At 38.4% G+C, this 12,571-nt stretch carries 11 protein-coding genes; 8 read left to right on the forward strand and 3 right to left on the reverse strand.

Annotated features, from left to right (window positions below):
* The first annotated feature begins 39 nt into the window (after positions 1-39).
* Positions 40-960: a site-specific integrase gene (locus tag ACYSNO_RS06990; RefSeq protein ID WP_461730353.1), complete on the forward strand. Its 921-nt coding sequence runs from the start codon at positions 40-42 to the stop codon at positions 958-960.
* On the opposite strand, the gene ACYSNO_RS06995 is transcribed toward ACYSNO_RS06990, so the two are convergent.
* Entirely contained in the window at positions 946-1,449 is a 504-nt protein-coding gene (locus ACYSNO_RS06995; protein WP_461730437.1) for a restriction endonuclease subunit S, read from the reverse strand. The genes ACYSNO_RS06990 and ACYSNO_RS06995 overlap by 15 nt on opposite strands.
* 86 nt (positions 1,450-1,535) lie before the next feature.
* Here ACYSNO_RS06995 and ACYSNO_RS07000 point away from each other — a divergent pair, with 86 nt between their 5' ends.
* The 4 genes from ACYSNO_RS07000 to ACYSNO_RS07015 all read left to right on the forward strand — a co-directional run bounded on the left by ACYSNO_RS07000 (position 1,536) and on the right by ACYSNO_RS07015 (position 7,531).
* A complete protein-coding gene (locus tag ACYSNO_RS07000) occupies positions 1,536-4,523 on the forward strand; it encodes a type I restriction endonuclease subunit R (protein WP_461730438.1) in 2,988 nt (995 codons plus the stop codon).
* A 149-nt stretch (positions 4,524-4,672) separates the two neighbouring features.
* Entirely contained in the window at positions 4,673-6,166 is a 1,494-nt protein-coding gene (locus tag ACYSNO_RS07005; RefSeq protein WP_461730354.1) for an amino acid permease, read from the forward strand.
* Between the two features lie 311 nt (positions 6,167-6,477).
* On the forward strand, positions 6,478-6,639 hold the full coding sequence (locus ACYSNO_RS07010) for a hypothetical protein (RefSeq protein ID WP_461730355.1): 162 nt from the start codon (positions 6,478-6,480) through the stop codon (positions 6,637-6,639).
* Positions 6,640-7,087: 448 nt separating this feature from the next.
* Positions 7,088-7,531, forward strand: a complete 444-nt coding sequence (locus tag ACYSNO_RS07015; RefSeq protein ID WP_461730356.1) for a YbgA family protein — start codon at positions 7,088-7,090, stop codon at positions 7,529-7,531.
* 79 nt (positions 7,532-7,610) lie between these two features.
* Here the strand turns inward: ACYSNO_RS07015 and ACYSNO_RS07020 are convergent, their stop codons facing one another.
* Together ACYSNO_RS07020 and ACYSNO_RS07025 are read right to left on the reverse strand one after the other, a co-directional pair.
* Positions 7,611-8,198: a rhodanese-like domain-containing protein gene (locus ACYSNO_RS07020; protein ID WP_461730357.1), complete on the reverse strand. Its 588-nt coding sequence runs from the start codon at positions 8,196-8,198 to the stop codon at positions 7,611-7,613.
* A gap of 146 nt (positions 8,199-8,344) precedes the next feature.
* Complete coding sequence (locus ACYSNO_RS07025; protein ID WP_461730358.1) at positions 8,345-8,569, reverse strand: PF20097 family protein; 225 nt, start codon at positions 8,567-8,569, stop codon at positions 8,345-8,347.
* A gap of 578 nt (positions 8,570-9,147) precedes the next feature.
* Here ACYSNO_RS07025 and ACYSNO_RS07030 point away from each other — a divergent pair.
* The 3 genes from ACYSNO_RS07030 to ACYSNO_RS07040 all read left to right on the forward strand — a co-directional run bounded on the left by ACYSNO_RS07030 (position 9,148) and on the right by ACYSNO_RS07040 (position 12,536).
* The gene (locus ACYSNO_RS07030) at positions 9,148-10,083 is read left to right on the forward strand and encodes an ABC transporter ATP-binding protein (RefSeq protein WP_461730359.1); all 936 of its coding nucleotides are present in this window, start codon (positions 9,148-9,150) and stop codon (positions 10,081-10,083) included.
* The gene (locus tag ACYSNO_RS07035; protein ID WP_461730360.1) at positions 10,076-10,846 is read left to right on the forward strand and encodes an ABC transporter permease; all 771 of its coding nucleotides are present in this window, start codon (positions 10,076-10,078) and stop codon (positions 10,844-10,846) included. Before ACYSNO_RS07030 ends, ACYSNO_RS07035 begins: the two co-directional genes overlap by 8 nt.
* Positions 10,847-11,120: 274 nt before the next feature.
* Positions 11,121-12,536, forward strand: a complete 1,416-nt coding sequence (locus tag ACYSNO_RS07040) for a cryptochrome/photolyase family protein (protein ID WP_461730361.1) — start codon at positions 11,121-11,123, stop codon at positions 12,534-12,536.
* Positions 12,537-12,571 lie beyond the last annotated feature (35 nt).

Below are 12,571 nucleotides of genomic sequence, written 5' to 3' on the forward strand. Positions count from 1 at the left end.
TCTTTATAATGAAAGCATCATTATAAGGAGGTTTTTGCTATGTCAAAAGAAGAAGCCGTCTTGTTTCATGAGTATTTTAGAGAGTGGATTGATTTATACAAAGTTGGTGCCGTTCGTGATGTCACCTTGGCCAAATATCAAATGACACTGAAACATTTAATAGAGATTGCTCCAGAAATTGAATTAAAAAAACTCGATAGAAAAGAATATCAAAGAATTTTAAATACCTACGCACTGACACATGAGAAACAAACAACAACAGATTTTCATCATCAATTAAAAGGAGCTGTTGCGGATGCTGTTGATGAAAGATTGGTACCTGTGGATCCAACTCGGAAGGTTGTCATTAAGGGGAGAGCGCCATCAGTAAAAAAAACAAAGTTTATCAGTCAATTTGATTTGCAAAAGTTAATTAACAATTTAAAATTGACTGAAGAAATAACATTTGACTGGTTAATACTTTTGATTGCTAAGACCGGACTACGATTTTCAGAAGCTCTTGCTTTAACGAAAGAAGATTTTAATTTTGCGTATCAAACAGTAACCATTTCAAAAACTTGGAATTATAAAAGTGAAGAAGGTGGTTTTCGTGGAACAAAAAATACTTCTTCGAAAAGAGTTGTTCAGTTGGATTGGAAAACTAATATGCAATTTGCTCAAATTCTTGATCGCCACGAAGAAGACGAACTGATTTTCGTTAAGGGACGTGTGTTTAATTCAACTGTTAATAATCGACTAAAGAGACACTGTGAGAAATCAGAAGTTCCAATTATTTCGATTCATGGACTACGACACACACATGCCTCTTTGTTATTATTTGCAGGCGTTTCAATCGCAAGTGTTGCAAGAAGGTTAGGCCATTCAAACATGAGTACCACCCAACAAACCTATTTGCACATCATTCAAGAGCTTGAAAATCAAGATAATGACAAAATCATGCGCTATTTATCTAGTATTTGACTTACACTCTTGAAGAGTAATAGTCTCGTCTAGTTGTTGGAAAAAGCTTCCTATTTTTGTTTGTTCATTAATTGTAGGAAAATATATCTTATAATTTCCCAACTGAGGAGCTGTTAATTGTGGAACACCGGTAGATTCAACCAGAGTAGCGTGGTTATTAATTGAATGTTCCAGAAAATCTACATTGTGATCAGATTTTACTGATAATAATCTTACAACAGGTGTAAAATGAATTTTTCTTGCTTTAGCAAAACCTACATCTCCTCGACCCGTTACAGTTACAGCGGGGGATTCAATTCTGAAATCATCTTCATAATATCCCATAATACCATCGTTAGTTAACGCATTTGCAATAACAGGATATTTTCCATTTGATTTCAATTTATCTTTATTTACATCCCCTCCCGCTGAAATATGACACTCATCTTTCAACTTACGCTGTTCCCAAGCGTGAGAAAAAAAGGATAGAAAAGAGAAGAAGATTTGAATATTCGTCTATTTTTTCTATTATCTGTCGTATAATTGTTTTAAGAGACTAGGATAAGGATAAATTGAAATGAATGGAAGTGGATGGATTGGCAGAGGATAAATTTGAAAAAGCGTTAATAAAAAAACTAGAAGCAGAGGGTTGGACTTATCGCCAAGATTTATCTGGAGTAAGTACGAAAAAAATCGAAAAGCATTGGCGTGATGTCTTGAATGAGTTAAATGCACATAAGTTAAAAGGTGTAGAGCTATCTGATATTGAATTTGGCCTAATCATGCAAGAATTACAACGAATTAAGACACCTTATGATGCACAGTTGTTATTAGTTGGGGCAGGAGGTGTGGGCTCCTTACCTTTGACGAGAGATGATGGTTCGAATTTAGAAATTGAAATTTTTTATGAGGATGACATTGCTGGTGGACGATCTCGTTATGAAATCGTTAGCCAAGTAAATTTTACAGAATTACCAACAGCATTGACAACTAAAAGGATTATTGACTTGATGCTTTTAATTAATGGCTTACCTGTTGCTCATTTAGAATTAAAAGATGAACAGTTACAAAATCAGTGGCGTGCGTTTGAACAACTGAAAGGATACCATGGGGATGGGATGTATACTGGTATCTTTTCTTTTGTCCAAGTGCAGTTTATTATGAGTCAACATTCAGCACGTTACATGGCTCGCCCCAATTCCTTTGAAAACTACAATAGAACCTTTGTCTTTGGTTGGCGAGACGATGACGGAAAAGACATTACAGACGCCTTTGAATTTACGCATCAAGTGATGGGAATTCCTGCCTTGCATCGTCTGGTGACGATTAATATGATTCCAGATGCTTCGAATGATCACTTGATGGTGATGAGAAGTTATCAAATTCAAGCCACGCGAAAAATATTACAAAGAATGAAAGACATGGAACAAAGCGGTCTTATTGAAAAAGAGGGTGGCTACATTTGGCATACAACGGGTTCCGGAAAGACAGTGACCTCATTTAAAGTCGCTCAACTATTAGCTGCTGCCCCTCGTATCCGAAATGTTTTATTTATTGTCGATCGTGTCGATTTGATTGATCAAACATTGGAAAATTTTAAAGATTTTGCTTATACACATTTCAAAAACCGTATCAAAAAGGTGAACGGTCGAGAGTTAAAAAGAGAACTGAATCACCGAGGTGCTTCTCAAATATTATTGATATCCGTGCAAGGGCTAACGAAAGCAGTAAAAAGCGGACTTGTAAATACGGATTGGAATGTGATTATTATGGATGAAGCACATCGTTCTGCAAGTGGCGAATCTGTCAGTCTAATCAAGAAGGCTTTTAAGAAAACAACATGGTTTGGTTTTACTGGCACGCCGAATTTCTATAGTGATACGTTAAATGATATTAATACTTCTCGAGAGATTTCGACACACGATATTTTTGGACAGCGGCTACATAGTTACACGATTAAAGATGCAATTGGAGATGGAAACGTTTTAGGGTTTGACGTGAGTTATTATCGACCAGATTATACGATAACCAATCAAGATCCGAACTTTACTGAAAAAGAGTATGAGAAAGAAATCTATGGGAGTTTGATTTATCGCCGTCAAGTAGTAAGTGATATCTTAACAAATTGGGAGAAAAATTCCGGGGGTGAGCTGTTAGCTGGAGTCCAAGAAAAAAATGTTTTTCAAGGAATGTTAGCTGTATCAGGCAAACAAGCGGTAATTTCCTACTACAATCTGTTTAAAGAAATGGCTCCCGAGTTAAGAGTCGCAATGACCTTCTCTCGGGATGAAAGCAATCAACCGGGAACGAAGGAACAAAATGAAAGTTTAAAAAAAGCCATTAAAGAGTATACGATTCGTTACAATACACCAAGCATTTTAAATGCAAGAGACCCGGAACGTGCCTATATCATTGATATCACAAAAAGATTAGCACGTAAAAAACCTTACAATCGAGCGCTTGAAGAGGACCGCTTAGATTTAGTGATTGTTTCAGATCAATTATTAACTGGATTTGATTCAAAGTATTTAAATATGATTTATATGGATAAGATGCTAAAAGAAGGAATGCTGATTCAAGCCATGTCTCGGACGAATCGGACCTTTAATCGCAATAGCAAGCCTTATGGTAAAGTGCGATTTTATCGAAAAGGCGATGAAATGCAAGAATACGTTGAAAATGCCCTACGAATTTACACAAAAGGTGGCAATGATACTTTAGAAGAAGCCAAGAATGAAAGTGAAAAAGAAACAGAAAAGGATTTAGAAGATGATGGGATTTTTGCGAAATCTCAAAGTAGTCAAATAGCAGAACTTTCCCCATCGATTCGTCGCTTAAAGGAATTAGCAGGTGACGATTTTAGTCAAATTCCTCGCTCGGAAAGTGAACAGGAAGAGTTTGCAAAATTAGCAGCGACAACGCAAAGTAAAGTCCAGCGCTTGTTACGACAAGGTTATGAATTTGGTTCAGAAATCGAAGAGTTAGACAACCAAAATCAACCAACAGGGAATAAAGTAAAGTTGGAAATAAAGAGTAGTGAAGAATTAGGTGCACTGCAAGCAAGAATGAATGACGTGGTAGAACTCTTGCCTCCAGAAAAAAGACCAGATATTACAGAAATCCAAGTTGCTTTAGAAAAATACTCAGAAGAAATCATTGACTATGATAAGCTTGTGGAACTATTGAATCACTTTATCGATCACAAAAGTGCATCAAACAAAAAAGAGATTGAAGCGCATATTGTTCCAATGGATAAAGAAAGTCGTCAGGAAATTGATGCAATTGTGGATGATATCGAATCTGGTGAGATCACGGAGCATTTTACGACGGAAACATTAATCGAAACTCGAAAAAAATATCGAACGATAAACCAAGAATTAGCGATTCGACGTTGGGCTGCGAACCAAGATGTGAATAGCAATCGAATTATGGAGGCTTATGAGGCGTATTTACCTGGACACTCATTACTCGATAATCCTAACTTGGCAGATATTGTTCATTCGATTGAAGAAGAAGAAAAAATCGGCTTCTTTGGGGCTTCAGAATTTGAGGATGCTTTGATGGAATTTTTTGAAGAGTTATAGGGAATACGCGTAACTCTTGAACTTAAAAGGAAGTTGTTTTTTTGCGAAAACAAATCACAGCGCTCTTTCGTTTTGGATGTTTTGAAGTGTGAAAGAACCCGTTAGAGAAATGGATTGAAAAAAAGAATGAATCAAAGGAGTCTTTAAAAATGGAAAGTTCAAATTCACGAGCAAGATTAGGTTCTATGGCACTGATGTTAATGACATTTTCAGCGGTTTTTGCATTTCCTAGTATTGTGAACAACAGTATCCAAGTTGGGCTAGCAACCATACCGGGTTACCTCTTCGGTACATTATTTTATTTCTTACCCTTTATCCTAATGATTGCAGAATTTGCTTCGGCAAACGCTGAGAAAGAGTCCGGTGTGCATAGCTGGTTAGAATCAATTTTAGGTGAAAAATGGGCCTTCCTAGGCGCCTGGTCTTATTTTTTTGTGAATCTTTTTTTCTTCTGTTCGTTATTACCAAATACGTTGATTTATGGTTCTTACGCCTTTTTTGGTCGCAATGTGTTTGATGGGCCGAAAAGTACCCTCATAATCGCGATGCTCTCGATCGTGCTTTTTTGGGCCATGACCTGGATTTGTATCAAAGGTGTTTCTTGGATTTCGAAAGTGACCAGTCTAGCGGGTGGGGCACGATTATTTATGGGGTTCATTTTTATCCTCTTGTCCTTTGTCGTGGTTTTTGGTTTTGGCGAAGCTCCTGCCCAAACCTTTTCCTTTACTACGATGAAACCTACGTTTAACTGGACTTTTTTCATGACAATGGCCTGGATACTTCAAGCAGTTGGCGGTGGTGAGGGGATTGGTGTGTACATTAAGGATGTGAAAGGTGGGAATCAAACCTTTGTCCGAACAATGATTGGCGCGACGGTGATCGTTGGATTGATGTACGTGTTAGGTGCGGTGGCTGTTGGTTTCATCGTTCCAGAATCAACCTTAACTGGAAATTTCTCGAATGGGATATTTGATATTTTCAAAATTTTAGGGGGCCACTTTCAAATTCCGGATGGGGCGATGGTTCGTTTAGTCGGAATGATTTTATTTATTGGTAACCTAGGTTCTTTAGCCCTTTGGACGGCGGCACCAGTTAAAGTTTTTTTCTCTGAAATTCCGGACGGAGTTTTTGGTAAGTGGCTAGTGAAAACCAACGAGGAAGGCAATCCAACGAATGCCTTGATTGTTCAAGGGTTTATCGTGACGCTGCTACTCATTGTTCCCGCCTTAGGAATTGGAAACATGGATAGCTTTTTAGAAACGTTAATTAATATGACGGCATCCACTTCATTGTTGCCCATATTCTTCCTACTCGTGGCATACATTGGACTTCGTTGGAAAAAGGATGACATGCCTCGTCGTTTTAAGTTTGGAAATCAGGCTTTCGGGATCGGGATCGGTGTTTTTCTATTACTTCTCTTTCTGTTTGTTTTCTTTATGTCCACTGTTCCAGATCCAAAGTTAATCTCACAAGAATTAAATGGGACCTTAGCTCATGGAGTGGCTAGCCCGATTGGCAACTTCGTTTACAATGTGTTCGGTTTAGTGATCTTTATGGGATTTGCGGTCATTTGTTGGCAACGTTACGAGAAAAAGCGGACGATACTGAATCCAATGAAAATCAAAGGAGATTCGTTGCAATAAAAACATAGAAGTCTGTTTTATTCTGACGAAGGGAATTTGACAAATAATCCAATAAAGAAAGGATTCCAATCAACTGACGCTTTTACCAGAATAAGTAAATACGAGGAAATGACACATGAGCAAGCGAGAGAGCAATCGGTCTCTTTGCTCGTGTTTTTGATGAAAAGGGAAGAAATTTCTCAGAAAAAAATTTGTATCCAGGTAAAAAAAGACGTTTCTCACGACGAATAAGACAGCCAAGTGTCCGTAAAAATATAGGAAGATAAGAGAGGATAAGACGTGACAATACAAGGTAAAAGGAGGGAACAGCCATGCATCATTCCGAACGAAATGGATTAGAAGAAAATAGAGAGTCTTTTAGAGAGGCAAAGAACAAATCCATTTTTGAAGCAGAAGTGGATAAAAAACGGGCGCAGGTAACAGAGAAGAAAGCTGAAAAAGCGGAAAAAAGAGAGCTTAGAGAACATAAATAATTTCGTAAATCCAAATGAAGGGTAGGATTGGCGAGTGGCTTGCTAATCCTACTTTTTCTCTTATGAAAAGTCGCGTGTTGAAAATAAAATGTGCTATGATGATAGTAATTAAATACGAAAATAAAAAAGAAAGGGTGTCTGTCTATGTTGGTATTAAAACTCGGTAACTACTCCGTACAGTTGTCATCATCTGTTAGCAGATTGTACTGAGGTTAATAGAAAAATTGCTAATGGTACAGAATTTGAAAAGATTTACGTTTTCAAAGAAGATACCATTGTGGGAGAGGGGTGTTTTGAAGAGTTACTTGCGACCAATGCTTATTTTGGTGAATTGTGGCGTCTCGGAATGGAGAGCGAAAAAAGGAGTCACGTTTTCTTCCTGAGAGGAATGACGTTTGAAGAACGAAAAAGTCAGTATGCATGGAGTTTAAGAAAGGGAGTGACGCCAATGCAAAATGAAAACACGGAATTACTCAAAGAATTTCAAAAATCTTGGGCGACGAAAAAATATTGGGTCATGGCTCGTTCGCAGCAAGCGTATAATCATATTCGACTACTTGCGAAAGGGAATCAGTGGACAACTGAAAAACAGCAGCAATACGAATCCCTACTCGTAGACTTGGAGCAGGTGCGACCCACCGAGAAAACGTTGCGAGTGACCTATCAACACCTTTGGGGATACTTTAAAAAAGTCGCGACTGAAAAAGAAAAACAACGCTACCTTCAATTAATCGAAGCACCGCACTTAGAAGGGATCGTGCTAGAAACATTTTTAAAAGAGTTAAGTCAAAAGTATCAACAAGCTTATTTACAAAAGATGACCTGGTGTCTAACAGACGAGAACGAAACAGGTGTTAGAAAGGTCTTGCAAAAAAACAAGCCTCCCTTGTGACTTGCACGCTTCCAAAGTTCGATTTTTTAATCGAGTTTTTGAGAAAGGAAGCGCAGCTGGGGTCACAAGAGATGCTTGTTTAGTGCTTGTTTTCCTGGGCTTTTTGAATCGCGGTCATACCGCCTTCAATAACGGTGGCTTTGCGTCCTTGTTTGTTTAAAAAGGAAGCTGCAGTCGTTGCACTGTTGCCTGAACCGCATAAAGTGAAAATTTCTTTATCTGGATCTAACTCAGCAAAATTCGTTGCTAAATCTTTGATTGACAGGGTCACTAAATTCTTTTTTGGAGCGGGTTTCGTGACGGTTGCCTGGTCGCGAACGTCCAACAAAAGATAATCCGTTTTTGTTTCTAAAAAATCTTTGGCTGAAAGAGTCGGCGTTTGATGTAAATGGTCACTGCCTAATTCTTCTACTAAGAGGTAACCATGAATGGTTTCAAATCCTAATTTGGTTGCCTCTTGTTCGAGTTGCGGCAAGTCATTGATTGCTGCTGTCGGTACGATAAAAACGATGGGGCGGTGAATGTCCAGTAGTCGAGGGGCCAATTTTTCGAATTTTGCCGTAGGGATATTAATGGCTTGTCGTAAAGAGCCCGCTTGAAATTCTTTCTGTAAGCGCGTATCAATCAGTTGTTCTTCTTTGATTGTTTGAAAATTTAGTCGTTGCATAAAAATCGCTCCTTCCAGGGTAGTAAATGTATTATGGGCGAAATGGTTCACCAAATGAAGGGGAAACCAAAGATTGTTACAATTGAAAAAACAAGTGGTTTAAAAAGCCGTCGAAAATAAGGGAGTAGTGATTGAATCACATGCCATTATTTTGTCTGACCATTCATATCGATTGTCATGGTATGACAGTTTGAACAAACAAAAGCTTCGACTTTTGGACGTCCAAATAGGCCGGCACTTTTAAAAGTAATGCCGTTTTTGACAAATGTCCCAAGTAGCATCTTTTCACTAGCTGGCATCCATTTTAAGGCATATCGGTCACCGATTAGATTACCGGGAACCATTTCATTATCGCATTTTGTGCAATTCATATGTTTTCTACTCCTTTATATTGATACTTGTCTAAGTAAAAGGGAAGCTGAATAAAAAAATTGCAAATAAATCAAAAGTTTTTTACTAGACATCGTTGAATTATAAGCGGTTTCTTTCTTAAGAACAAGTATTTTGCTCTTGGCTGTCTCGTCTAGCAAATCGCCCATTATTTTGCATTCCCTACAGAAATTTAGTAGGATAAAAGTACTCCAAATGTAAGATGCAAGGAGCCAGTGAAATGGTAAAAGATAAAAGGATGAATTTACCGAAGTATCAACAAATTGCAATCTCATTCAGTTCCATTGGACGGTCGAGGATATGGAAACAGTCATGCTGGCCATTAATGATGGAATGGAGCCTGAAGAGGCTGCCCCGAGTGTGGATTGAGGAAAATTCAGGCACCGTTGCAAAATGGCTTGAATAGATGAAAAGATTGATTGGTCCCCATTTTGAGGGGCGAATCACTCTTTTTTTTGTACTTTACGAGCTAGGAATAGGCTTGTATCATACGCTGTTTTCACTTATGATTGAAGAGGAGAAAAATCGGAATGATAGAGAATTAAGGAGATTGAATCAAATGGTTTATGCTTTAGAGATAATGAATTTAAAGAAAACGTATGCGACGGGGATGAAAGCTCTGAAGGGCATTGACTTAAAGGTTGAAGCCGGCGATTTTTATGCCTTGCTTGGGCCAAACGGTGCAGGAAAATCAACGACGATTGGCATTATTACTTCGTTAGTTAATAAAACAGCGGGGCAAGTGAAGGTCTTTGGTTATGACATTGATACCGAACTGGTTCGTGCCAAACAACAAATTGGCCTTGTCCCACAAGAATTTAATTTTAATCCTTTCGAAACGGTGGAACAAATTGTTGTCAATCAAGCAGGATACTACGGAGTTCCTCGTAAAGAAGCGTTAAAAAGAAGTGAAAAGTATTTGAAGCAATCTGATTTATGGGAAAAGCGGCATGTTCGGGCCCGGATGTTATCTGGTGGAATGAAACGCCGCTTGATGATTGCCCGTGCACTAATGCATGAACCAAAGCTATTAATTTTAGATGAACCAACGGCAGGGGTTGATATCGAATTAAGGCGTGAAATGTGGGATTTCCTTCAAACCTTAAACGAGCAAGGAACGACGATTATTTTAACGACTCACTATTTAGAAGAAGCAGAGATGCTGTGTCGAAACATTGGTATCATTCAATCAGGCGTCTTGATTGAAAATACAAGTATGAAAGCTTTGCTTGCGAAGTTACAATTTGAAACCTTTATTTTTGACTTGGAAGCTTCTGCTCAAGCACCTCAAATTATCGACTACCCTGCGTATATGGAAGATGAAGTGACGCTAGTTGTTGAAGTGGAACGAAATCAAGGTGTAAATGCGGTTTTTGAGCAATTAACGGCACAAGGAATTCAAGTGCTTTCCATGCGTAATAAATCCAATCGTTTAGAAGAGTTGTTTTTAAAAATCACAGAAGAGAATCATTCCATGGAGGCTAGTCATGTTTAATCTTTATTTTATCGCATTGAAAAGTTTAGCAATTAAGGAGACCAATCGTTATTTACGTATCTGGGTGCAGACGCTTGTTCCACCTGTCATTACCACTTCGATGTACTTCGTTATTTTTGGAAATTTAATTGGCGGAAGAATTGGAGAGATGGAAGGTTTTTCTTATATGGAATTCATCGTTCCGGGACTGATCATGATGTCCGTCATTACGAGTTCGTATTCCAATGTGGCCTCTTCCTTTTTCTCACAAAAATTTCAAAAGAATATCGAAGAATTATTGGTCGCACCTGTTCCAACCCATGTGATTATCTGGGGGTTTTTATTAGGAGGCCTAGGTCGTAGTATTCTTGTTGGCTTTTTAGTTACAATTGTTTCGCTCTTTTTTGTGCCATTGCATGTCTATTCTTGGGGGATTGTTTTACTGACTTTATTCATGACGGGGATCTTATTCTCGCTAGCAGGATTACTAAATGGGATTTTTGCTCAAAGCTATGACGATGTTTCAATTGTCCCAACCTTTGTCTTGCAGCCGCTCACGTATTTAGGAGGGGTATTTTATGCCATCTCAATGTTGCCGCCTTTTTGGCAAGCAGTTTCGAAAGTCAATCCGATTGTCTACATGGTTTCTGGTTTTCGTTACGGTTTCCTAGGAGTGACGGATGTTTCGGTTGTGGCTTCAATGGGGATATTAATTGGTTTTATTCTCGTTTTGTATGCGATTTGCTGGTCTTTCATTCAGCGCGGTCGTGGGTTACGAAGTTAAACATACAAGAAGGTGTGATAAAAGTCGTTTTGCTCTGAGAGACTTCACGAAAGAGCAGACTTTTGTTGCCCGTTTCTCCGCCAAACATTTGTAAAACATCAAGGGGGCTGTGACAGATGTCACAGTCCCTATTTTTCACACGCTCATTGAAAAGATTCGTCAAAAAGGCTCAACCTTTACTTGTGCGATTGCCAACCACCTGAAGAGCGGAAGGGGTATAATAGTAGGTAAAGCAAGGCATTACGCTTAGTTGAAAGAAAGGAATGAGTAAAAATTGACTTCAGTGATGTGGTTTCGCAAAGATTTAAGAGTAAAGGATAATAAAGCTTTCTATCATGCTTGTCGTGATTCTAAGGAATTGATTCTTTTATTCCAAGTCAATCCAAAACAATTAATTGAAGAAAGTCCTAATCACCAAGCGTTCTTTTCAAGTGTCGCACATTTTAAAGAAAAGTTAGATGAAGCGTGTCATTTACAGATTTTATTTGGTGACCCCAAAACTTGTTTTCAACGACTCATCGAACGGGTTCCAAGTATAGATAAACTTTATTTCAATTGCGATGAAACTGGGTATGGGCGTGTCAGAGATACAGAAATTTCACACTTTTTGGAGCAAAAAGGACTAAGGATTTATTCCTTTCATGATGCTTATTTGCATCATGCACAAGAGATTAAAAAAGAAACGAATGACTTTTATCAGGTCTTTACCCCTTATTACAAAAAATGGTGCAATCATGTAAAGGAAGCACCGTTGAATTCTTCACTAGCTAAAGACATAGTTGTTGCTCAACCTTTATTTTTGGAAGATGAGGCGATATTTAAAGAACAGTGCCAAAGTTTGCCAACCATGGAACGACAAAAAATCGGTGAAGAGGCCGCAATGCTACGACTTACGAACTTTATTGAGTCGGATCTAATGGTTTATGACCAAGTAAGAGATTTTCCGATTTTGGATCAAACCAGTCATTTGTCACGTTTTTTAAGAACAGGTGAATTGTCGATTCGAACCGTTTGGGAGAAAATCCAACAGGCAGTTGATTCTGATGGAAAGCGAGTTTTTGAAAAGGAACTATGTTGGCGTGATTTTTATCATATGATTGCTTATGCCCATCCTGATCAAAAAGAAAAAGCGATTCAAAAGCAATTTCGTGGAATTGAATGGGAGAACGACCCTGAGAAATTTTTGAAATGGCAACAAGGTCAAACGGGTTATCCAATTGTTGATGCTGGCATGCGACAATTAAAGGAAACAGGCTGGATGCACAATCGATTGCGGATGATCACAGCTTCTTTTTTAACAAAAGATTTATTCATTGACTGGCGGTGGGGAGAAAAGTATTTTCAGAAGATGCTGATTGATTATGATCCAGCTAGTAACATTGGTGGGTGGCAGTGGGCGGCATCGACTGGTATGGATGCTGCGCCATATTTCCGAATTTTTAATCCAACGGTTCAGAGTCAAAAATTTGATGCTTCGGGTGCTTTCATTAAAAAATATGTAAAAGAATTAAGTTCTGTTCCTAAAAAATGGATTCATCAACCTGAAAAGATGCCTGTCGAAGAGCAAGAGAAAATCCAATTTCAGTTGGGAACGGACTACCCTTATCCAATCGTGAACCATCAAGAGCGACGAAAAATGGCTCTTGCTAGGTATGAGTTTAGTAAAGAATACATGGCAGAAAATCAGTAAAAACGATTGGCTAAAAAAGTCATGTAAAATAAAAA

It is taken from the genome of Enterococcus sp. LJL98 (assembly GCF_054871745.1).

What these genes read in the sequence shown, in the direction of transcription:
- ACYSNO_RS06990 (WP_461730353.1), top strand. Translation starts at nt 40, where the DNA reads ATGTCAAAAGAAGAAGCCGTCTTGTTTCATGAGTATTTTAGAGAGTGG.
- ACYSNO_RS07005 (WP_461730354.1), top strand. Translation starts at nt 4,673, where the DNA reads ATGGAAAGTTCAAATTCACGAGCAAGATTAGGTTCTATGGCACTGATG.
- ACYSNO_RS07010 (WP_461730355.1), top strand. Translation starts at nt 6,478, where the DNA reads ATGCATCATTCCGAACGAAATGGATTAGAAGAAAATAGAGAGTCTTTT.
- ACYSNO_RS07015 (WP_461730356.1), top strand. Translation starts at nt 7,088, where the DNA reads ATGCAAAATGAAAACACGGAATTACTCAAAGAATTTCAAAAATCTTGG.
- ACYSNO_RS07020 (WP_461730357.1), bottom strand. Translation starts at nt 8,198, where the DNA reads ATGCAACGACTAAATTTTCAAACAATCAAAGAAGAACAACTGATTGAT.
- ACYSNO_RS07025 (WP_461730358.1), bottom strand. Translation starts at nt 8,569, where the DNA reads ATGAATTGCACAAAATGCGATAATGAAATGGTTCCCGGTAATCTAATC.
- ACYSNO_RS07030 (WP_461730359.1), top strand. Translation starts at nt 9,148, where the DNA reads ATGGTTTATGCTTTAGAGATAATGAATTTAAAGAAAACGTATGCGACG.
- ACYSNO_RS07035 (WP_461730360.1), top strand. Translation starts at nt 10,076, where the DNA reads ATGTTTAATCTTTATTTTATCGCATTGAAAAGTTTAGCAATTAAGGAG.